A 20,720-nucleotide genomic window follows, 5' to 3' on the forward strand; every position below is an offset into this window, starting at 1 on the left:
TGCGCTGCGCTTAAGCATAGAACAAATTGCGCGCCCCTATTTGCGAACGCGGACGATTTATACCGATCGATTTGTGACAAGTAAATCAGTGTCGACGAGATTTAAAACTTTTGCCTATCGAACGGGCATTGATGAGTTTATCCAGGCATTTCCTCGCGTCATAAAAGATAACAACACAGACAAATGACAGCATCGCGTGCTTGACTTAGAGTGCACTCGAAGTCCTAACCTGAGTTCCGTCATGTCGAATATCTCCAAAGCACTCACCATCGGGCAGGTCGCGCAAACGCTCGGCGTGTCTGCGCACACGCTTCGCTATTACGAGCAGGCGGGCCTGATCCGGGCGGTCGGGCGGACGCAGGCGGGTCATCGCCTGTATTCGCCGGCCGATCTCGACTGGCTGCGTTTCGTGATGCGTCTGAAGGCGACTGGCATGCCGATCGCCGGTATGCAGGCGTTTGCGGCTTTGCGCGCCGACGGTCGGCCGACCATCGGCGCGCGGCGCGATTTGCTGGTGGCGCATCGGGATGCGGTTTTGACGCGGATCGCCGAGTTGCAGATCAATCTCGACGCGATCGTCGACAAGATCGCTTATTACGAAGCGGCCGCGCAAGCACCCATGGCGGATCGTTCGACACGACACACCGACGAATCCCAGGCGCTTTCACATCCGGAAAAGGACTCACCATGAACCACGCACATAACGACCGCTACACCCGAGGCTGGAACAAACTGAAGCAAATCGACGGCTCGGCCGGCGAACAGGTTATCGCCGCGCTCGCGCCGATCGCGCCGGAGTTCGGCCGGCTGCTGATCGAGTTCGGTTTCGGCGATATTTATAGCCGGCCCCAACTCGACCTGCGGGCGCGGGAGATCGCGACGATCGCGTCGCTGGCGACCCTCGGTTGCGCGCAACCGCAACTGAAGGTGCATGTCGAGGCGGCGTTGAATGTCGGCTGCACGCGCGAGGAGATCGTCGAGGTGTTTATGCAGATGGCGCTGTACGCGGGCTTTCCGGCGGCGCTAAATGCATTGTTCGCGGCGCGCGAGATCTTCGAGCGGCATGATCGGGAGGCTGAGGCGGCGCAGGCAGTGTCGACGCCTGAAGCGGCGCACGCCGGCTGAAATTCGTCGGTGCCCGCAGGGTAGGGGATCAGAAGCGGCTGCCTCGCGCGGCCGCTTTTTTATCGATGCGAACGCAACTAACTGTCAGGTAGAGCAAGTCGCCACGGCACATGGCGCGCCGGCGGATGAGTTCAAGCCCGCGGCTGACCCGATCGGCTCCACGTTTCCCATCAAACCGCCGAATCGACCGGCCGCGCCACGCCTTCGCGCAGATACCGCTTACTCACCGTCCGCCAGTACATCAGCAAACCGATCCCGGCGATCGCCAGGCTCAACGTATTCGCGACCCAGAAACCGCGTGCGCCGGTCAGCCACTCCGGCGTGACACCGGTCACATTGAAGCCGAGCATGTACCCGCCGCCGAGCCCCACGCCCCACAACGCAACCGCATAGATCACGGTCGGCACGACCGCGACTTTGTACGCGCGCAGTACGAAGGCGGTGGTGATCTGCAGCGCGTCGAACAGGTGATAGCACACGACGATCAACACCAGCGGCAGCGCCGCCGCCGCGACCTGCGCATTGGTCGTATAGCCTTCGATCACATACGGCCGCAGCACCAGCATGATCGCGCCGTAACAGCAGGCGATCGCCATCGCCATCATGATGCCGTGGCGCGACAGCGTGCGCGCCGCTTCCGGCCGCTGCGCGCCGAGCGCCTGAGCGACCAGTGTCGACGACGCGATGCCGATCGACAGCGGCGTCATATACAGCACCGCGCCGATATTGCCGGCGATCTGATGGCCGGCAAGCGTGGTTGTGCCGAAGCGCGCGATGAACAGCGCCATGAACGTGTACGACGTGACTTCGATCAGGTACGAGAGCCCCATCGGAATGCCCAGCCGCAACTGCGCCGCCTGGCGCCGCCAGACCGGCCAGCAGAAGTGCGCGAAGATCTCGAACGGCTTGAACAGGTCGACGCGCGTCAGCAGCACCATGCCGAGCGTCGCGAGTCCCCAGTTGATGATCGTGCTGGCGAGCGCGCAACCCGGCCCGCCGAGCGCCGGCAGGCCGAACCCGCCGAAGATGAACCAGGTGTTGAGCGGCACCTTGAGCAGCAGCGCGCCGATCTGCAGGATCATCACGAGCCGCGGCTTGCCGACCGCATTGGTGATCGAGCTATAGACGCGAAACGTGAGGCCGGCCGGCAGGCCGAACGCCAGAATCCGCAGATACGCGAGCGTGCGCTCGTGCAGCGCCTCGGGCACGCGTGCCACCTGCAGCAGGGGGCCGGGAAAATACAGGATCAGGAAGCCGATCACGGTGAGCGCCAGCGCGAGCCACAGCGCCTGACGCACTTCTTCGCCGATCTCGGCGTAGCGGCGCGCGCCGTAGAGTTGCGCGGTGATCGGTTGCAACGCGGTCAGAATGCCGGTCAGGCCGATGTAGACGGAGATATAGATCGACGAGCCGAGACCGAGCGCGGCCAGATCGACGGCCGAATAGCGGCCGACCATCACCGTGTCGATCACGCCGAACGCGATGATCGCCAGTTGGCCGATCAGCACGGGCCAGGCGAGCCCGGCGATTTTCCGGACGTCGGCGAGCATGCTCAGTCGGGCTTCTTGTGCCAGCTACGGCGTTTGACGACCGGCGGCTTGGGCCGGTCGATCCGCACGTACAGCCGGAAACGCTCGTCGCGGTCGGCCACGCGGCGGCCTTCCCACACGAGCTTCCAGATGTAGTCGGGCATCGAGCTCGGATCGCCGTACTCCTGGGTGTCCTGGCGCAGGATCACGTCGCAGTCCTGGTCGAACGAGAAGTGCATGTCGCCGAAATAGGCGAACGTCGCGATCTGCGCATTGCCCAGACGCACCGGCGAAATGCAGGTGTAGTCCTCGGGCAGGTGGCTCGCGATCTGTTGCGCGACGTCTTTATAGGTCCGGCTGTAGTTGACGACCGGCAGCGCCAGCGTCATCAGCAGCACCCACATCAAGGTGGTGCCGGCGCTCGAGAGCACGACGCTGCGCCACAGCACCTTCGGATGGCGCGCGAGACGCCAGCGCACCAGCAGGAACCAGCAGACCGTCACGGCCACCGCGCAGACGAACGACAGAATCTTGAACTGCGGCGCGAAACCCGGCGCGAGACGCGCGAGGTTGCGCGCGAGCGGGTGCGGGAAACCGGTCAACCCGGCCGCGTACACCAGCCAGACGAAACTGCCGAGTATCGTGAAGCTCAGGAGCGCGAACCAGTCGATCGCGTTGATCGCACCGCGCTTGAGCGTGGGCAGCGCAAAGGCGGCCAGCACCGCGAGCGGCGGCAAGAGCAGCATGTAGAGCCGGTTCGACTGATGGCTTTGGAGCACCACCAGCACCAGCAGCGGTCCGATCACCGACAGCGGAATCGCCACGTGCGGCGCGCGCCGCAGACCCGACCAGCTGAACCACGCCCATAAGGCGAGTGGCCACGCTGGCCACGTGAACAGCGGCAGGTTTTTCAGCGCGTACGCGGCGACCGAGCCGGGCGGCCCGGCGAACGAGCTCAAGCTGACGTGAACCCACTGATTCAGATACCAGACGGCGTCGTCGGGATAGGCGTTGAGCGCGGCGATCGGCCACGACAGCGCCAGCACGAGCGCGACCGGCAAGCCGGCCAGCAGCAGCCAGCGCGAGCGCGCCTCGCGCACGATCAGCGGCATGGCCAGCGTGCCGAGCAGCAGCGCGCCGACCAGCACCGGGCTGCTCGCCAGCGTGACGAGGCCGAGCGCGACGCCCCAGACCAGCGAGCCCTGAATCGGTTTGTCGATGGTGCGCACGAGGCCGTACACCATCATCGCGATGCCGACGAACTGCGCCAGTTGCGGCGTGGTCTCGTGGCCGCGTTCGGCCAGCCCGAAGCAGGCGAGCAGAATCAGCAGCGCGCCGTCGGCGAGCGTGCGGCCGTAGTCGCGCGGTTCCGGCTCGCCGCCGAACGCATATTTGAACGGTTGGACCTCGGCGCGCCGGCCGAGCAGGTAGGCGGCGTACCAGACGAACGCGCAGGCCGCGCAGAACAGCAGGCCGGTGAAAACGCGCGAGGCGTTGCTCGCGTCGACCCAGGGCGCGAGCGCACGGATCGCGCTGGCGCCGAGCCAGTAGCCGAGCGGGCCGTCTTCGGTAATGTATTTGCCGACCAGGTTCGGCAGCAGCCAGTCGTGGGCGCCGCCGTTCGCCATGGTCCACATCACGCCGAAGCCTGCCGCGTCCTCGTTCTTCCACGGATCACGGCCGAACAGCCCGAACGATGCGTAGACGATACAGATGGTCAGCAGCAGCCAGCGCGGCAACGCACTCGTCGCGGAGGCAGTGAGGCGAACGACAGGTCTCATGCGGTGTGTAGGTATTGGATGAGCTTGCTTAAGCGGTGCAGCCTGGGACCGGACCGGTGGGCCGGCTGGAATGGCTAATCTGGAGCATCCGGCATTGTAGTCGTGCCGTGGGATGCGCGTCACGGCCGGTAACGGCGCGCAACGTTGTTGGGGGAGGCTGAGGCAGTGCGCGTCAGGTCGCCTCGGAGCGTGGTTTTGCCCCAGGCACGGCGACAAAAAAGGGCAGCTCGCGCTGCCCTCTTTTCTGCTTCGTTGCCGGCCGGAACCGGCGACGATGCGGTATTACTTCGCTGCTGCCTTGCCGGTAGCGCGCGAGCCGAACTTCTTGTTGAACTTCTCGACGCGGCCTGCCGTGTCCATGATCTTTTGTTGACCGGTGTAGAACGGATGCGATTCCGACGACACTTCGATCTTGGCCAGCGGGTAGGTCTTGCCGTTGAATTCGCCGGTCTCACGCGTGATGATGGTGGAGCGCGTCACGAATTTGAAGTCGATCGACATGTCGATGAACAGAACTTCGCGGTAATCCGGGTGAATGCCTTCTTTCATGGTCTTTCCTTTAATCTGGCGGTAGCCAACCCGCGTGCGAAACGCTGTTGAATGCGAGCCGCATCTAGGCGCGAGCCACTTGCCTGTGGTCGAAAAACGGCGATTATGCCAGAAAATCAGTCGCTTGACGACTTCCGTGCGGCTTTTTGCTGGCGCCGGGCGCGGTTTCAGCCGTTTTGCGGAAGGTCTGCCCCCTGAAAGCGGCCAGGCGTCCGCAACGCTTGCCTGGCGGCCTCGGCCGGCTTCTTTCAAATGTGGGCCGTGGACCCGGCAGCCACGTCGCGCCGCTCAATTCGCGGCAAACGTCAGACCGACCCGCGCCGGATCCTGCCGGTAAAAACGCGCCAGCAACCGGTACAGTTCCGGGTAGGCCGCCTCGAACGCCTGCGGCTGCACGAACAGCGCCTCGCTGCAAACGGCAAAAAATTCCGATGGATGATCCGCCGCATACGGATCGATCAGCGACTCGCGCTCGAAACGCGCCCAGCGCCGCTCCGGCACCGCATCGACTTTCGCGCAGAACTGGTCGTACGCATGATCGAACACGTCCGCCCACGCCTGCGAGTCGAGCGGCGCATGCCAGCGGCGCATGAGCGGCGGATGGCCGTCCGCCTCGCCGTTCAGCATATCGATCTTGTGGGCGAATTCGTGAATCACCACGTTGTAGGCGTCCGTGCCGTCGGTCATCTGCGCGTCTTCCCACGACAACACCACGGGGCCGCCTTCCCACGCTTCGCCGCTCGCATCCTGCTCGACTTCGTGGACCACGCCGTCTTCATCCTCGACCGTCTTGCGGATCACGAACTCGCCCGGGTAGACGATCACGCCGACCCAGCCGCGATACAGGTCGAGGCTCAGATTCAGCACCGGCAGGCAGGCCTGGGCGGCAATCGCCACGGTCATCGCGTCGGTGAGTTCGAGCTCGTGCGCGGTCGAGAATTCCTTGCGCGCGATGAACAGGCTGGTCAGTTCGCGCAGCCGTGCGAGGTCCGGCGTCTCGAGATGCGCGAGAAACGGCAGGCCGTGGAGCGTGGCTTGCCATAACGCGTCGTCGATCGCGTAGTCGCGCAGCGCGCGGTCGCGGCGGCGCGTGCCCAGCCATTGGGTGAGTTTCGTGAGCATGACCTGAGGCAACCTTTAGTCGATCTGTTTTTGCCACGCGGCAAAAATGCCGCCGCATATCGCTATGCCGACCAGGAAATAGAAGCCGTCCAGCGAGGCCAGAAAGCTGGCCTGGGTCGCGACTGCCCGACTGATTTCCACGATCGCCAGCGAATGCGCCTCGGACGGCGGCCGGCCGCCGGCGGCGAAGCTTTGCGTCAAGGCGGCAAGCGAGTTCTGGAATAACGGATTGTACGGATTCACGGACTCCGCGAGGCGAGTTTGATGCAACGCCTGGCGATGCTGTTCGACGATGATGACCGACGCCGTCGCGAACGAGATGGTCAGCTGCCGCACGATATTTTTCAGGCGGTAACCATGCGTGAATTCTTCGATGGCGAAAATTCTGAAGGTCAGGTTGGCGACCGGCAGCACGATGAACAGCAACAGCAAGCCGCGTAACAGCAACGGCACGATCAGCGCCGCTTCGCCGACGCCGGGCGACATGCGGGTCATCCACGCCGCCGCGAACGCGGCGACCGCGAAACCCGGCACGATGATCCACTTCTTGCGCGGCAGTAGCCTGGCATAGCGCAGATAGACGAACAGCGCGCTCGCCGAAATCAGCGACGTGACACCGACCAGCCGCCCGGTGTTGTCGACCGGATAGCCGAGCCCGCTCTCGAGAAAGCGCGAGATCAGATAGCTGAACACGGTCGAGATGTAGTAATAGAACATGTACAGCACGAGCCCGACCTGAAAGACTTTTTCGCGCAACGCATGCAGCCGCATGAGCGGCGACGGATGGTGCCATTGCTGGTACGCGAACCAGCCGAGGGCGGTGATCCCGGCGACCGTCAGCAGAATCAGACCGGGCGACGCGCTGAACAACTGGAAGCGCACCTGCTGCATGACGATTTGCAACGCGCCTTGTGCGAACGCGAAGATCAGGTACGGCCAGAAATGCGCCGCGCCGCGTTCTTCGGGCAGGCGGTTGCCGGCGTCGGGCAGCGCGAGCAAGGCCAGCACGGCCAACAGCATGCCGACCGGCGCGGTACATAGAAAGAGTGCGCGCCAGTCGAAATGCGCCACGAGTTGACCGCCGATCAGCGGCGCGAGCGCGCTGCTCAACACGATCAGCACGAGAAACGCGCGGGTCGCGGCAGGCCGCTGCTGCGGCGTGAAGCTCATCTGGATCAGAATGCGGCAGGTGCCCATCATCGGGCCGATAAAGTAGCCTTGAAAGCCGCGTGCGAACGCGAGTTCGATCGACGATTCGCACAGCGCCGCGGCCACCGCGCCGGCGGCGTAGAGCAGCATGCAGCCGGCGACATAACGCCGGTAGCCGACGCGCTCGACCCACCATTGCTGCTGCAGGATGCCGAGCACGGCGGCAACTGCGTACGCGCTCGAGGCCCATACGAGTTCGTCGGGCGAGGCGTTGATGCCGCCCGCGATATAGCTCGTGAAAAACGAAAAAATCGCGTTGTCGAAGTAATCGAGGCCGGTGACGACGGCCAGCACCCAGGGGAAAAAATCGCCGCGCAATTTGTCGACGCTGAATAGCGGCACGCGGGGAGATGCCACGCTCATTTCGATTTGGCTCGCGCGTCGCGCCGTTGCGCTAGCAACGCCTCCGCGTTTTCTCCAGCGAGGCGCCGTTTCAGATAGTCGACGTCGGGACTCAGTTCGGCGCGCAGCTTTTGCGCTTCCTTGAGTTCCCGGCGCATCGATTCGATGCGGGCGTCGAGCGCCTCGACCTGTTGCGCGATGGCGTCGTGAATTTGCTGCAGCGATTCGGTCGAATAGCGCAGGCCGCCGTCGACGGGTTCCAGCGGCCGCTTGAGCATTTCGGTGACGCTGTGCAGGGAAAAACCGAGCGAGCGCAGTCGCAGAATGCGCCCGAAGCGCTTGAGATCTTCCTCGTCGTAAAGCCGGTAGCGCCCTTCGCTACGCGTGGGCGAGACGAGGCCGCGTTCCTCGTAGTACTTCAAGGTGCGCGGCGTGACGCCGAGTCGTTCGGCGGCGTCGCGCACGGTGAGCAGAGTGGGGGAGTCGATTGGCATGGGGGGGCGCAGCTATCGCAGGTAACCGTCGCATTGTACTTCAACGTGTACGTTCGCGTACATGTTGGCCGCATGCCTCGCATTCAGCGGACAGAATCCCCGCATCGACAGCCATGTGGCGCGGACGAAAAAAAGCCGCTCGTTTGCGGCGAGCGGCTTTCTGATGCGTGTGTATGTGTGTCTATGCGTGTAACGGCTTGCGAAGCCGGTGCAGCGAGGTCGGCGTGAAGCTTTGCTTAGCTGCCGCCGCCGCGACGCATCATGTCGAAGAATTCGGAGTTGCTCTTCGTCTGGCGGATTTTGTCGAGCAGGAATTCCATCGACTCGACTTCGTCCATGTCGTGAATGAACTTGCGCAGCACCCAGATCTTTTGCAGCACTTCGGGCTTGATCAGCAGTTCTTCACGGCGCGTGCCGGACTTGTTCAGGTTGATCGACGGATACACGCGCTTCTCGGCGAGACGGCGTTCCAGATGCACTTCCATGTTGCCGGTGCCCTTGAACTCTTCGTAGATCACGTCGTCCATGCGGCTGCCGGTTTCGATCAGCGCGGTACCGATGATGGTCAGCGAGCCGCCTTCCTCGATATTGCGAGCGGCGCCGAAGAAGCGCTTCGGACGTTGCAGCGCGTTGGCGTCGACACCACCCGTCAGCACCTTGCCGGAGGCTGGCACCACCGTGTTGTAGGCGCGCGCGAGACGCGTGATCGAGTCGAGCAGAATCACCACGTCGTTTTTCATTTCGACGAGGCGTTTGGCTTTTTCGATCACCATTTCGGCGACTTGCACGTGACGCGCGGCGGGTTCGTCGAACGTGGAGGCGATCACTTCGCCGGCCACCGAACGCTGCATTTCGGTCACTTCTTCAGGGCGTTCGTCGATCAGCAGCACGAACAGCACGACGTCCGGATGGTTCTGCTTGATCGCATGCGCGATGTGCTGAAGCATCACGGTCTTGCCGGACTTCGGCGAGGCCACCAGCAGGCCGCGTTGGCCCTTGCCGATCGGCGCGATCATGTCGATGATGCGGCCCGTGACGTTTTCTTCGCCACGCATTTCACGTTCGAGCAGCAGCACCTTGTTCGGGTGGAGCGGCGTCAGGTTTTCGAACATGATCTTGTGCTTCGAGGCTTCCGGCGGCTGGCCGTTGACCTTGTCCACCTTCACCAGCGCGAAATAGCGTTCGCCGTCTTTCGGCGTGCGCACTTCACCTTCGATCGTGTCACCGGTATGCAGGTTGAAGCGGCGGATTTGCGACGGGCTGATGTAAATGTCGTCCGTGCTGGCGAGGTACGAGGTTTCCGGCGAACGCAGGAAGCCGAAGCCGTCCGGCAGCACTTCGAGCGTGCCGTCGCCGAAGATCGTGTCGCCCGTTTTGGCGCGTTTTTTTAGAATGGCAAACATCAGTTCCTGCTTGCGCAGGCGGTTTGCACTTTCGATCTCGAGGCCATTGGCCATCTCGATCAATTCGGACACGTGCAGAGTCTTAAGCTCGGATAAATGCATACGGAGAACCCGCAGGAGAAGATGCGACGAAATGAAATCTGGGAGGAGAGTGAGCGGAACCGCTCAAGGACTTACACGTCTTTTCGACGTTTTGCGGATTCTAGCATAGCACACGCCAATTTCCGTCAGTGCGACGGCATGGCATCTTTCTTGTTGGGCATGTTGCCGACTGACAACATGCTCGACTCAGCGCACAAGCGGACCGCGAGGGGCCCGCTGCGCGCCGATGCGCGCTGCTTTACAGATTGCCGTCGAGGAACGCGGTGAGTTGCGACTTCGACAGTGCACCGACTTTTTGCGCGGCGACTGCGCCGTTCTTGAACAGGATCAGCGTGGGGATGCCGCGCACGCCGAACTTGACCGGCGTCGATTGATGTTCGTCGACGTTGATCTTGGCGATTTGCAGGCGATCGGCATAATCCTTCGCGACTTCGTCGAGGATCGGCGCGATCATCTTGCACGGACCGCACCATTCAGCCCAGAAATCGAGCAGCACGGGTTTATCGGATTTCACGACGTCCTGTTCGAACGATGCGTCGCTAATATGCTTGATGTTTTCGCTCATTGTATGAATACCTCTATCGGTTCGAGGCCCGCCTGAATTGCTCGCCACGATACGTCAAAATCTAGGGAAACTTCCGTTCGCTTTGCCGCAACCGGAGCCCCACCGACACACGCCTGACAAGTCGTCGACTTATGCTGGAATGCGCGGAAGGTACGCGTTTGCGGGTCATCCGTACGGCAGTTTAGCTTAATTCGCTATGCGTTGCCGGGGGCGATAGTACTCATCAGGGGCAGGGGGGCCGACACCTGCCGATGAATCGCCGCGACGTTTTACCGCCCGCCATGCAGGCTATCTGGTGGCGGGCGGAGCAAACGCAAGGGCGCGACACGCGGCGGAGATGCGCAGCGCACCGCGTTGTCCTGCGTCGTCTATAACGTGTCGAAGCTGCGATTCGGCGTGTCGATGTCACTTTGATCGTATTAACAGTCGCGCGGCGGGCCAAGCGGTGATAGAATGTTTCGTGACGGGCCTCCTCGCATGGAGGGATGGTCAACCTGGTCAGGTCGGGAACGAAGCAGCCACAGCCGTTTTCCACCAGTGCCGAGGGTTAGGCTCGTCACCTTCCTTTCTTCTGCTTGTGTCTTCGTTTTTCTCCGCAGTACCTCCCATCTCCTGTTTTACCCTGAGTCAGGCGTAATGCCGCAATTCTCATGCATGCCGTGAGGCCGCAAACACGTTTTCCGCTCGTCCCCGCTATTTTTTTCTATTGCTCCGTTAGCCCGTTTCAATGAAGCGGTCACGCACGTTCGCGCGCCGTCGCGAATCGGTTTTGCGCGGCATCGTTACTGATACAATTTCCGGATGACCTATCAAGTTCTCGCACGCAAATGGCGGCCGAAGGATTTCGCTTCGCTCGTCGGACAGGAGCACGTGGTGCGCGCGCTCACGCACGCGCTCGACGGCGGCCGTCTGCACCATGCCTATCTGTTTACCGGTACGCGCGGTGTCGGCAAAACCACGCTGTCGCGCATCTTCGCCAAGGCGCTGAATTGCGAAACCGGCGTGACGTCCACGCCGTGCGGCGTGTGCCGCGCGTGCCGCGAGATCGACGAGGGGCGTTTCGTCGATTACGTGGAGATGGACGCGGCGAGTAATCGCGGGGTCGACGAAATGGCGGCGCTGCTGGAGCGCGCGGTTTATGCACCGGTCGACGCGCGCTTCAAGGTCTACATGATCGACGAGGTGCACATGCTCACCAACCACGCCTTCAACGCGATGTTGAAGACGCTGGAAGAACCGCCCGCGCACGTCAAGTTCATTCTCGCCACCACTGACCCGCAGAAGATTCCGGTCACGGTGTTGTCGCGCTGTCTGCAGTTCAATCTGAAGCAGATGCCGGCCGGCCATATCGTCACGCATCTCGAGCACATTCTCGGCGAAGAGAAGGTGCCCTTCGACGCGCAGGCGCTGCGCCTGCTCGCGCGTGCCGCCGACGGCTCGATGCGCGACGCGCTGTCGCTAACCGATCAGGCGATCGCCTACTCGGCCAATCAGGTCAATGAAGAAGCGGTGCGCGGCATGCTCGGCGCGCTCGATCAAAGCTATCTGATTCGCCTGCTCGATGCGCTTGCCGACGGCGACGGCGCAGCGGTGCTGGCGGTCGCCGACGAAATGGCGCTGCGCAGCCTGTCGTTCTCGACGGCGTTGCAGGATCTGGCGAGCTTGCTGCATCGAATCGCGTGGGCGCAGTTCGCGCCGTCGTCGGTGCTGGACGAATGGCCGGAGGCTGCCGATCTGCGCCGTTTCGCTGACGCGCTCAGCGCCGAGCACGTGCAACTGTTTTATCAGATCGCCACGATCGGCCGCGGCGAATTGGGCCTCGCGCCTGACGAATACGCCGGTTTCACGATGACCTTGCTGCGCATGCTGGCGTTCGAACCGGCGCCTACGGGCGGCGGTGGCGGCGCGGCGGGTGCGGGCCGTGCGGGTGGTGCGGCGGGCGCGGGTGGTGCACGGCGCGCCGGTGCGCCGGCGGTGGCCGCGCAGCAGGGAGCGTTGGGCTCTTCGATCGCGGCCGAGCGCATGTCGACGGCGGCCGTGGCGCCGGCGTTGTTGTCGGCGGCGAGTTCGCACGAAACGATGGCCGCGCCGGTGTCGAGTGACGAAGCGCAGACCCATCGCGCGATGGAAACGCCGCATGCCGCGCCCGGCATGGTGGCCGCGCCGGCGGCATCGACAACCGAAGCGGTGTCCGCAAGCGCTGCGGAGGCAGTTCCGCTGGCTCCGTGGGACGATGCGCCCGTTGAGTCTTCCGCGACCGCAACACCAGCGGCCTTAGGTGAGAACGTCGCGACCGCAACGGATGTTTCCCCGGCGTCCGGTCTGAGCGTCAAGGCCGAGGCGGAAGTCTCGGCGGTATCCGACATCGAAGCCACGGTCCCTTCTGAAGACTCTGCAGCGTCTAACGCCAATGCCACGGTTCCTTCAGAAGTCTCCGTAGCGTATAACCCCAGCGCTCCGGTTGCCCCGGATATCCCCGCGGCGTCCGGCGTGAACGTGCTGGCTATGTCCGAAGCCGCCGCGTCTGCTGATGGCGTCCCGGCTGCCATGGAAATGCCGGCGGCATCCGGCGACCTCGGCGCCGCAGAGGCGGCACAAGCCTCGGGCGCGTCCGCTGTCGACGACCAACAACCCGCGTCGTCACCAACCGCACCTGCAGCCGCCGCGTTCGCACGCGCGGAAGAGGCGGCGTCCGCCGCCGCGTCGCAGGAACCGTCGCCCGCCGCGGGCATGCCGCCGCGTCGTGCCGGCGGCGCCAGCGCCGCGCTCGACGTCCTGCGCAGCGCCGGTTTGAAAGTGTCGTCGGATCGTGGCCGCGCTGCGGCAGCCGCCGCGCCCACGCCGAAACCGGCGGCGCCGCGCGTCGTCGTTCCGGTGCCGACGCCGGGCGCACCGCGCCGCGTTGCGCAGCAAGACGCCGCGCCGGCCGCTCCGGCCGCCCGCGTGGCGTCGGCCGCTCAACGCGATGGCGCCCAACGCAGCGGCGCCGAGCAGAACGGTTCGGCGGTGCCCCCTTGGGACGACATGCCGCCCGACGACTACGTGCCGTTGTCGGCCTCGGACGACGGCTACTACGGCCCGCCGGACGACAACTACATGCCGGTCTTCGACAGCGGTCCGGACGACGTGCGCATGAACGTCGCGCCCGCTCCGTCGGCGGCTCCGGTGATCGACAAGCGTCCATTGCCGCCCGCCGTGCCGCTCGACCCATTGGGTTTCAACGGCGACTGGCCGGCGCTGGCCGTCGACCTCCCGCTCAAGGGTATTTCCTATCAGCTCGCATTCAACAGCGAACTGATGGCGCTCGAAGGCAACACGCTCAAACTGAACGTGCCGGTGCCACAGTACGCGGAAGCGTCGCAGGTCGCCAAACTGAAAAGCGCGCTTGCCGACAAGCTCGGCCGCCATGTCGAGGTGCTGGTCGAAGTCGGTGCGGCTCGCCGCACGGCCGCCGCGCACGACGCCGCGACGCGCGCGCAGCGCCAGCAGGAAGCGGAGCGCGAGATTGGCGCCGATCCGTTCGTGCAGTCGCTGATCCGCGAGTTCGGCGCGAGCATCGTGCCCGGCTCGATCCGCCCGATTACGCCGGACGCGGGCCCCGCCGGCGCGCCGTCGGTCCACTGATTCGCCGCGCGTTAAGCCGGTAAGCCAACAGACCCTAACGTGCAGAACGCACCCGATTCCCGAATTTCACGCTATCTAGAAGGAGCATGTCCATGATGAAAGGTCAACTCGCCGGGCTGATGAAGCAAGCCCAGCAGATGCAGGAAAACATGAAGAAGATGCAGGAGCAACTCGCTCTGATCGAAGTCGAGGGCCAGTCGGGCGCCGGTCTCGTGAAGGTGACGATGACCTGCAAGAACGACGTGCGCCGCGTCTCGATCGACCCGAGCCTGCTTGCCGACGACAAGGACATGCTGGAAGACCTCGTTGCCGCCGCGTTTAACGACGCCGTGCGCAAGGCCGAAGCCACCGCCCAGGAAAAAATGGGTGGCATGACCTCGGGCCTGCCGCTGCCGCCGGGCTTCAAACTGCCGTTCTGAACGACGCCGCTGCAAGGCGGAGTAGGCGCCGCGGCTGTCGCCGCCACGGCGCGAACGGAACGCGCAAACCGCGCATGCCGGTAGTGCAGCATGCGCGGCGCGCGCGCTCCGGCTGGACACAAGCCGGCCGCGGTTCGCCGGAGGTGCGCATCGTGCGTGCCTCGAAGACGAACCCAGCCGCAATGGTAGAAACCGATCGCCGCAAACGCATCGTGATCCGCCCACCCGGGCCATCCCACTTCGACGCCGATCCGCATGAAACAACCTTCCGCCTTATCGGCGCTCGTCGAAGCGCTGCGCGCGCTGCCCGGTGTCGGGCCGAAATCGGCGCAACGCATGGCCTACCACCTGATGCAGCACGACCGCGACGGCGCTGAAAAACTCGGCCGCTCGCTGCTGTTTGCGACCGAGCACCTGCAGCACTGCGAGAAGTGCAACACCTTTACCGAGGCGCAGATCTGTGAGGTCTGTCTCGACGAGGAGCGCGATCCCGCGCTGCTGTGCGTCGTCGAAACGCCGGCCGACCAGATCATGCTCGAACAGACCATGACGTATCGCGGTCTCTATTTCGTGCTGATGGGTCGGCTCAGTCCACTCGACGGCGTCGGTCCCAAGGAAATTCATTTCGACCGGCTGGTCAGGCGCGCGTCGGACGGCATCGTCAAGGAAGTCGTGCTGGCCACCAATTTCACCAACGAAGGCGAAGCCACCGCGCACTACCTCGGGCAAACGCTCAAGGCGCGCGGTCTCGCCGTTACGCGTCTGGCGCGTGGCGTGCCGGTGGGCGGCGAACTCGAATACGTCGACGCCGGCACGATCGCCCGCGCGATGCTCGACCGCCGCTCGATGTAACGCGCGCGCCGCGTTGCGCGGTAGGAGCGCGGCAGAGCCGCAGCCCAGATCAGCACAAGGAGACCCATGAGCGCCACTCCCGAATCAACCGCGAACGCCGCGCCCGAAGACATTCCCGGCGCCGAAACCACCCAATCCCAAGGCCCCGCCGGCCCGCTCGCGGGCGTCAAGGTGCTGGAGCTCGGCACACTGATCGCCGGGCCATTCGCCGCGCGCTTTCTCGGCGAGTTCGGCGCCGAGGTCATCAAGATCGAAGACCCGAAGGGCGGCGACCCGCTGCGCAAATGGCGCAAGCTTTATCCGGAAGTCGGCGGTACGTCGTTGTGGTGGGCCGTGCAGGCGCGCAACAAGAAATCCATCACGATCAATCTGAAGGCCGAAGAGGGCAAGGAAATCGTGCGGCGTCTGGCGAAAGAAGCGGATATCGTCGTCGAAAATTTTCGACCGGGATTGCTTGAGAAACTCGGGCTCGGCTATGACGTGCTGTCCGCGGAAAATCCGGGCCTCGTGATGGTGCGTCTGTCCGGCTACGGCCAGACCGGACCGTATCGCGACCGGCCCGGTTTCGGTGCGATCGCCGAATCGATGGGCGGCCTGCGCCATATCACCGGCTATCCGGATTTGCCGCCGCCGCGCATCGGCATTTCGATCGGCGATTCGATCGCCGCGCTGCACGGCGTGATCGGCGCGCTGATGGCGCTGCACCACAAGCAGGTGAACGGCGGCAAAGGGCAGGTGGTCGACGTCGCGTTGTACGAGGCCGTCTTCAACATGATGGAAAGCGTGGTGCCGGAGTACGGCGTGTACGGCATGGTGCGCGAGCGTACCGGCGCGTCGTTGCCGGGCATCGTGCCGTCGAATACGTATCCGTGCCGCGACGGCAGCATCGTGATCGGCGGCAATAGCGATCCGATCTTCAAGCGCCTGATGCTGGCGATCGAACGCGACGATCTCGCGAACGACCCCGGCCTCGCGCATAACGACGGACGCGTGCCGCGTACGCTGGAAATCGACGCCGCGATCGCCACCTGGCTCGCCACGCGCACCATCGACGAAGCGCTTGAAGTATTGAATGCCGCCGACGTGCCGGTGGGCCGCATTTATAGCGTCGCGGACATGTTCACCGATCCGCAGTTCATGGCGCGTCAGATGATCCAGCGCTTCAAGTGGCAGGACGGCCAGGAAATCACGCTGCCCGCGGTCACGCCGAAGCTCTCGGCAACCCCCGGCGAAACGCGCTGGCTGGGTCCCGAACTGGGTGAACATACCGATGAAGTCCTGCAATCGCTAGGTTATGATGCAGACGACATTGCAAGGTTGCACGCGCAACAGATCGTCTGAACGCGATGGGGTCGAGCGCGCTGTCGGGAAGCGCGCGTCCGCAACCGGTTGCGCGCGAGCAGTCAAACGAACCCAGATTCAAACGCGGCGCCCACGCGCGTCGCGGTAAAAAGAAAAACCGGACAACAAAAGTTTGGAGACACAAGACCATGCAACGCAGATCCTTCCTCGCCGGTACCGCCGCGCTTGCGGGCGCCTCGCTCGGCGTCCCGTCGCTCGCCTTTGCGCAGGGCAAACCTGAAACGTCGAAAGTAGCGATCGCGGTCGGCGGCAAGAATCTGTTTTATTACCTGCCGCTCACCATTGCGGAGCGCCGCAATTACTTCAAGGACGAAGGGCTCGAGGTCGAAATCTCCGATTTCGCGGGCGGCTCGCAAGCCTTGAAGGCGGCCGTGGGCGGCAGTGCGGACGTGGTATCCGGCGCGTTCGAACACACCTTGCTGTTGCAGGCGCAGAAGCAGATGTTCCGCGAATTCGTGCTGCAGGGCCGCGCGCCGCAAATCGTGCTGGCGGTGTCGAAGAAAACATTGCCGAATTACAAGTCCATCGCCGATCTGAAGGGCAAGAAAATCGGCGTGACCGCGCCGGGTTCGTCGACCTCGATCATGGCGAGCTTCGTGTTGGCGAAGGCCGGCTTGAGCGCGAAAGACGTCGCGTTTATCGGTGTGGGCGCGGGCGCCGGCGCGATCGCCGCATTGCAGTCGGGGCAGATCGATGCGATCGCCAATCTCGATCCGGTCATGACCAAGCTCGAACGCACCGGCGAGATTCGCGTTGTGTCGGATACGCGCACGTTGGCCGATACGCGTAGCGTATTTGGCGGCGACATGCCGGCGGGCTGTCTGTACGCGTCGCAGAGTTTCATCACGAAGAATCCGAATACCACGCAGGCGCTGGCCAATGCGATGGTGCGCGCGCTCAAGTGGCTGCAAACGGCGACCGGCAGCGAGTTGATCAACACGGTGCCGGAAGGCTATCTGCTTGGCGACCGCGCGGTCTATCTGGACGCGTGGCAGCACGTGAAGGAAGCCATGTCGCCGGACGGCCTGATGCCCGCCGACGGTCCCGCGACCTCGTTGAAGACCTTGCAGGCGTTCGACCCGGCCGTGCAGGGCAAGCCGATCGATCTGTCGAAGACGTGGACCAACGACTTCGTGAAAAAAGCGCTGGCGACCGTCAAGGCGTAAACGCCGCGACGTATACGAGGCCGAGGCGGCGACGTGCGCTGCCGTTGCGCGTTGCGCAAGCGGCCACGACGCAACGACGCCACCACGACTTCCCGCGCCCCAACCGAACTCCGAACAAGCGAGCTGAACGATGACCGTTGCCGCCCTGGCGCTCGACAACATCACCTGCACGTTCGCTGCGCGCGACAGCCGTGCGCAGCGCTACACCGCCGTGAAGGACACCACGTTGCACATTGCCCCGGGCGAGTTCGTCTCGGTGGTCGGCCCGACCGGTTGCGGCAAGTCCACGCTGCTGAATATCGGCGCCGGTCTGCTCGGGCCGTCGTCGGGCGCGGTCAGTGTGTTCGGCGAGCCGCTCAAGGGCATCAATCGCCGTGCCGGCTACATGTTCCAGGCGGACGCGCTGATGCCGTGGCGCTCCGCGATCGACAACGTGATGGCAGGCCTCGCGTTTCACGGCGTGCCGCCGTTGGAAGCGCGCGCCAAAGCGGACGAGTGGTTGAAACGCGTTGGTCTCGGCGGTTTCGGCGACCGTTATCCGCATCAGTTATCGGGCGGCATGCGCAAGCGCGTCGCGATAGCGCAGACGCTGATTCTCGATCCCGACATCATCCTGATGGACGAGCCGTTTTCCGCGCTCGATATCCAGACGCGCCAGTTGATGGAAAACGAATTGCTCGACCTGTGGGCGGCAAAACGTAAAGCGGTGCTGTTCATCACGCACGATCTCGACGAAGCCATCGCAATGTCGGATCGCGTGGTGGTGCTGTCGGCAGGACCGGGCACGCATCCGATCGGTGAATTCACGATCGATCTGCCACGTCCGCGCGATGTTGCCGAAATACGCGCGCATCCGCGTTTCGTCGAATTGCACGCGCAGATCTGGAGCGTGCTGCGCGATGAGGTTCTGAAGGGTTATCAGCAGCAACTGACCGCCGTTTAAGAGCAGGCGCGGCTGGTGCGGCGCCTGGGTAAAACCAGCGCGCGACATGGGCGTCCGAACCTGAGCTAATCAATCGTCGAAGGCAAACCGAGTCATGTGGAAGACGTTGCGCCCGAACCGGGCGAATCTGGTGATCTGGCAATGGCTGCTGCTGGTGCTGTGCTTCGTGCTCTGGTACGTGTTGACCAGTCCGACGCTGCTGCCGCCGTTCTATTTCGACGATCCGAACAAGGCCGCGTTCTTCTTCGGCGAGCCGCAGAAGGTGCTGCAGCGCATCTGGGAGTGGTTCACGGGCGGTGAGATCTATCTGCATCTGTGGATCACGCTGGTCGAGACCGTGCTCGCGTTCGCGCTCGGCACCGCGCTCGGGCTCGGCGTTGGTTTGTGGCTCGCGCTGTCGCCGCTCGCGAGCGCGCTGTTCGATCCGTACATCAAGGCCGCCAACTCGATGCCGCGCGTGATTCTCGCGCCGATCTTCGGCGTCTGGTTCGGGCTGGGCATCTGGTCGAAGGTTGCGCTCGGCGTCACGCTGGTGTTCTTCATCGTGTTCTTCAACGTCTACCAGGGTGTGAAGGAAGTCAGCCCGGTGGTACTCGCCAACGCGCGCATGCTGGGCGCGAACCGCAAGCAGTTGCTGCGCTTCGTGTATTTGCCGAGCGCGATGAGCTGGGTGTTTTCCAGCCTGCATACGTCGGTGGGGCTGGCGTTCGTCGGCTCGGTGGTGGGGGAGTATCTGGGCTCGGCGCGCGGCGTCGGCTATCTGATTCTGCAAGCCGAGGGCACCTTCGACATCAACACCGTATTCGCCGGGATTCTGGTGTTGACCGCTTTCGCGCTGATTCTCGATGCGATCGTCGGCGTCGGCGAGCGGCGATTGATGAAGTGGCAACCGAAATCGGGCGACACGGAAAAGCTTTAGGCGCAACGACGGCGGGCACAAGAAAACGGCGCGCGGTCTTCGACCGGCGCCGCCCGGCAACCGCCCGAAGGCTAGGGCGTAATCACCACCTTACCGATCACACGCCGCTCGGCCATATCGCGCAACGCGCGGCCGGTGTCCTCCAGCGCATAGCGCGCCGACACATACGGCTTGAGCTTGCCTTCACCAATCCACTGGGTCATCTGCTGGAACGCCGCATGATTGCGCTGCGGCTCGCGCCTGGCAAAGTCGCCCCAGAAAACGCCCACCAGACTCGCACCCTTGAGCAGCGTCAGATTGAGCGGCAGCTTCGGAATCTCGCCATTGGCGAAGCCGACCACCAGATAGCGGCCACGCCAGCCGATGCTGCGGAACGCCGGCTCCGCGTAGATGCCGCCGACCGGGTCGTAGATCACGTCCGGACCTTTGCCGTCGGTGAGCGCCTTGATGCGCTCGCGCAGGTCTTCGGTGCTGTAATTGATGGTGGCGTCCGCGCCATGCTTCACGCAGGTGGCGAGCTTCTCGTCGCTCGAGGCCGCCGCGATCACGCGCGCACCGAGCGCCTTGCCGATTTCCACCGCGGCGAGACCGACGCCGCCGGCCGCGCCGAGCACCAGCATCGTCTCGCCGGCCTGCAAGGCGCCACGATCGACCACCGCGTGATGCGAGGTGCCATACGCGAGCGTGAAGGCCGCGGCGACGTCGAATTCGACGTCGTCCGCCAGCGGCACGCACGCGGCGGCCGGCGCCAGCGCCTGCTCCGCGAAGCCGCCCTGGCCGGTGAAGGCGACCACGCGCGAACCGGGTTTGAACTGGGTCACGTCGGCGCCGACCGCGCGCACCACGCCGGCGACTTCCGAGCCGGGCGTGAAGGGCAACGGCGGTTTGAACTGGTATTTGTTCTCGATGATCAGCACGTCGGGGAAATTGACGGCGGCGGCCTTGACGTCGATCACCACGTGACCGGCCGGCGCTTCGAGGTCCGGCAGATTGTCGACGACCAGGCTCTCCGGCGGGCCGTATTGGTTACAGCGAATCGCGCGCATCGTGTCTCCATTTCGATCGGGGTCTGACGGGGGATTTTCTTCGAGGCGTGGCCAGCGTGTCGAGTGTAAAACAATCCGCACGATCGTACGTTTTTATCCTTGAGTGGTTCGCGCTCGAATGTGCGGACGCGTTCGAGACGCTTGCGATCACGCTACCCGAGACGGCGT

At 63.9% G+C, this 20,720-nt stretch carries 18 protein-coding genes and 1 other RNA gene; 10 read left to right on the top strand and 9 right to left on the bottom strand.

From position 1 onward, the window contains the following. Positions 1-241: 241 nt before the first annotated feature. A complete protein-coding gene (locus BX591_RS07325; RefSeq protein WP_111930005.1) occupies positions 242-691 on the top strand; it encodes a MerR family transcriptional regulator in 450 nt (149 codons plus the stop codon). Continuing rightward, on the top strand, positions 688-1,125 hold the full coding sequence (locus BX591_RS07330) for a carboxymuconolactone decarboxylase family protein (RefSeq protein ID WP_111930006.1): 438 nt from the start codon (positions 688-690) through the stop codon (positions 1,123-1,125). Before BX591_RS07325 ends, BX591_RS07330 begins: the two co-directional genes overlap by 4 nt. 170 nt (positions 1,126-1,295) lie before the next feature. Here the strand turns inward: BX591_RS07330 and BX591_RS07335 are convergent, their stop codons facing one another. The 8 genes from BX591_RS07335 to trxA all read right to left on the bottom strand — a co-directional run bounded on the left by BX591_RS07335 (position 1,296) and on the right by trxA (position 10,221). Continuing rightward, positions 1,296-2,675 carry an MATE family efflux transporter gene (locus BX591_RS07335; RefSeq protein ID WP_111930007.1) on the bottom strand — a complete coding sequence of 460 codons (1,380 nt, stop codon included), beginning with the start codon at positions 2,673-2,675 and terminating at the stop codon, positions 1,296-1,298. 2 nt (positions 2,676-2,677) lie between these two features. Next, positions 2,678-4,435, bottom strand: coding sequence for an ArnT family glycosyltransferase (locus BX591_RS07340; RefSeq protein ID WP_111930008.1), 1,758 nt, complete (start codon positions 4,433-4,435; stop codon positions 2,678-2,680). Positions 4,436-4,717: 282 nt separating this feature from the next. Further along, positions 4,718-4,984, bottom strand: coding sequence for a type B 50S ribosomal protein L31 (locus BX591_RS07345; RefSeq protein ID WP_111930009.1), 267 nt, complete (start codon positions 4,982-4,984; stop codon positions 4,718-4,720). Between the two features lie 288 nt (positions 4,985-5,272). Continuing rightward, positions 5,273-6,106, bottom strand: a complete 834-nt coding sequence (locus BX591_RS07350; RefSeq protein ID WP_111930010.1) for a M90 family metallopeptidase — start codon at positions 6,104-6,106, stop codon at positions 5,273-5,275. Positions 6,107-6,121: 15 nt separating this feature from the next. Next, complete coding sequence (locus BX591_RS07355) at positions 6,122-7,678, bottom strand: MFS transporter (protein WP_111930011.1); 1,557 nt, start codon at positions 7,676-7,678, stop codon at positions 6,122-6,124. Further along, positions 7,675-8,151 (bottom strand): MerR family transcriptional regulator, encoded by a 477-nt coding sequence (locus BX591_RS07360; protein ID WP_111930012.1) that lies wholly within the window; start codon positions 8,149-8,151, stop codon positions 7,675-7,677. Before BX591_RS07360 ends, BX591_RS07355 begins: the two co-directional genes overlap by 4 nt. A 236-nt stretch (positions 8,152-8,387) precedes the next feature. Then, positions 8,388-9,656, bottom strand: a complete 1,269-nt coding sequence (gene rho / locus BX591_RS07365) for a transcription termination factor Rho (protein WP_006048863.1) — start codon at positions 9,654-9,656, stop codon at positions 8,388-8,390. A gap of 238 nt (positions 9,657-9,894) precedes the next feature. Next, on the bottom strand, positions 9,895-10,221 hold the full coding sequence (gene trxA / locus BX591_RS07370) for a thioredoxin TrxA (RefSeq protein WP_035550463.1): 327 nt from the start codon (positions 10,219-10,221) through the stop codon (positions 9,895-9,897). 462 nt (positions 10,222-10,683) lie between these two features. Here trxA and ffs point away from each other — a divergent pair. The 8 genes from ffs (at position 10,684) to BX591_RS07410 (ending at position 19,506) form a co-directional block, all read left to right on the top strand. Then, an RNA gene (gene ffs, locus BX591_RS07375) (signal recognition particle sRNA small type) lies at positions 10,684-10,782 on the top strand. Between the two features lie 240 nt (positions 10,783-11,022). Next, positions 11,023-13,845 (top strand): DNA polymerase III subunit gamma/tau, encoded by a 2,823-nt coding sequence (gene dnaX / locus BX591_RS07380; protein ID WP_111930013.1) that lies wholly within the window; start codon positions 11,023-11,025, stop codon positions 13,843-13,845. 92 nt (positions 13,846-13,937) lie between these two features. Continuing rightward, positions 13,938-14,264, top strand: a complete 327-nt coding sequence (locus tag BX591_RS07385) for a YbaB/EbfC family nucleoid-associated protein (RefSeq protein ID WP_007182071.1) — start codon at positions 13,938-13,940, stop codon at positions 14,262-14,264. 255 nt (positions 14,265-14,519) lie between these two features. Then, positions 14,520-15,116: a recombination mediator RecR gene (gene recR / locus BX591_RS07390; RefSeq protein ID WP_111930014.1), complete on the top strand. Its 597-nt coding sequence runs from the start codon at positions 14,520-14,522 to the stop codon at positions 15,114-15,116. A 66-nt stretch (positions 15,117-15,182) separates the two neighbouring features. Then, complete coding sequence (locus BX591_RS07395; protein WP_111930015.1) at positions 15,183-16,457, top strand: CaiB/BaiF CoA transferase family protein; 1,275 nt, start codon at positions 15,183-15,185, stop codon at positions 16,455-16,457. A gap of 149 nt (positions 16,458-16,606) precedes the next feature. Continuing rightward, on the top strand, positions 16,607-17,644 hold the full coding sequence (locus BX591_RS07400) for an ABC transporter substrate-binding protein (protein WP_111930016.1): 1,038 nt from the start codon (positions 16,607-16,609) through the stop codon (positions 17,642-17,644). Positions 17,645-17,774: 130 nt separating this feature from the next. Next, on the top strand, positions 17,775-18,587 hold the full coding sequence (locus tag BX591_RS07405) for an ABC transporter ATP-binding protein (RefSeq protein ID WP_111930017.1): 813 nt from the start codon (positions 17,775-17,777) through the stop codon (positions 18,585-18,587). A gap of 94 nt (positions 18,588-18,681) precedes the next feature. Continuing rightward, a complete protein-coding gene (locus BX591_RS07410) occupies positions 18,682-19,506 on the top strand; it encodes an ABC transporter permease (RefSeq protein ID WP_111930018.1) in 825 nt (274 codons plus the stop codon). A gap of 71 nt (positions 19,507-19,577) precedes the next feature. On the opposite strand, the gene BX591_RS07415 is transcribed toward BX591_RS07410, so the two are convergent. Beyond that, entirely contained in the window at positions 19,578-20,552 is a 975-nt protein-coding gene (locus tag BX591_RS07415; protein WP_111930019.1) for an NADPH:quinone oxidoreductase family protein, read from the bottom strand. Positions 20,553-20,720 lie beyond the last annotated feature (168 nt).

Origin of the sequence: Paraburkholderia bryophila, from assembly GCF_003269035.1 — a bacterium.
Classification (GTDB): domain Bacteria; phylum Pseudomonadota; class Gammaproteobacteria; order Burkholderiales; family Burkholderiaceae; genus Paraburkholderia; species Paraburkholderia bryophila.

What these genes read in the sequence shown, in the direction of transcription:
- BX591_RS07325 (WP_111930005.1), top strand. Translation starts at nt 242, where the DNA reads ATGTCGAATATCTCCAAAGCACTCACCATCGGGCAGGTCGCGCAAACG.
- BX591_RS07330 (WP_111930006.1), top strand. Translation starts at nt 688, where the DNA reads ATGAACCACGCACATAACGACCGCTACACCCGAGGCTGGAACAAACTG.
- BX591_RS07335 (WP_111930007.1), bottom strand. Translation starts at nt 2,675, where the DNA reads ATGCTCGCCGACGTCCGGAAAATCGCCGGGCTCGCCTGGCCCGTGCTG.
- BX591_RS07340 (WP_111930008.1), bottom strand. Translation starts at nt 4,435, where the DNA reads ATGAGACCTGTCGTTCGCCTCACTGCCTCCGCGACGAGTGCGTTGCCG.
- BX591_RS07345 (WP_111930009.1), bottom strand. Translation starts at nt 4,984, where the DNA reads ATGAAAGAAGGCATTCACCCGGATTACCGCGAAGTTCTGTTCATCGAC.
- BX591_RS07350 (WP_111930010.1), bottom strand. Translation starts at nt 6,106, where the DNA reads ATGCTCACGAAACTCACCCAATGGCTGGGCACGCGCCGCCGCGACCGC.
- BX591_RS07355 (WP_111930011.1), bottom strand. Translation starts at nt 7,678, where the DNA reads ATGAGCGTGGCATCTCCCCGCGTGCCGCTATTCAGCGTCGACAAATTG.
- BX591_RS07360 (WP_111930012.1), bottom strand. Translation starts at nt 8,151, where the DNA reads ATGCCAATCGACTCCCCCACTCTGCTCACCGTGCGCGACGCCGCCGAA.
- rho (WP_006048863.1), bottom strand. Translation starts at nt 9,656, where the DNA reads ATGCATTTATCCGAGCTTAAGACTCTGCACGTGTCCGAATTGATCGAG.
- trxA (WP_035550463.1), bottom strand. Translation starts at nt 10,221, where the DNA reads ATGAGCGAAAACATCAAGCATATTAGCGACGCATCGTTCGAACAGGAC.
- dnaX (WP_111930013.1), top strand. Translation starts at nt 11,023, where the DNA reads ATGACCTATCAAGTTCTCGCACGCAAATGGCGGCCGAAGGATTTCGCT.
- BX591_RS07385 (WP_007182071.1), top strand. Translation starts at nt 13,938, where the DNA reads ATGATGAAAGGTCAACTCGCCGGGCTGATGAAGCAAGCCCAGCAGATG.
- recR (WP_111930014.1), top strand. Translation starts at nt 14,520, where the DNA reads ATGAAACAACCTTCCGCCTTATCGGCGCTCGTCGAAGCGCTGCGCGCG.
- BX591_RS07395 (WP_111930015.1), top strand. Translation starts at nt 15,183, where the DNA reads ATGAGCGCCACTCCCGAATCAACCGCGAACGCCGCGCCCGAAGACATT.
- BX591_RS07400 (WP_111930016.1), top strand. Translation starts at nt 16,607, where the DNA reads ATGCAACGCAGATCCTTCCTCGCCGGTACCGCCGCGCTTGCGGGCGCC.
- BX591_RS07405 (WP_111930017.1), top strand. Translation starts at nt 17,775, where the DNA reads ATGACCGTTGCCGCCCTGGCGCTCGACAACATCACCTGCACGTTCGCT.
- BX591_RS07410 (WP_111930018.1), top strand. Translation starts at nt 18,682, where the DNA reads ATGTGGAAGACGTTGCGCCCGAACCGGGCGAATCTGGTGATCTGGCAA.
- BX591_RS07415 (WP_111930019.1), bottom strand. Translation starts at nt 20,552, where the DNA reads ATGCGCGCGATTCGCTGTAACCAATACGGCCCGCCGGAGAGCCTGGTC.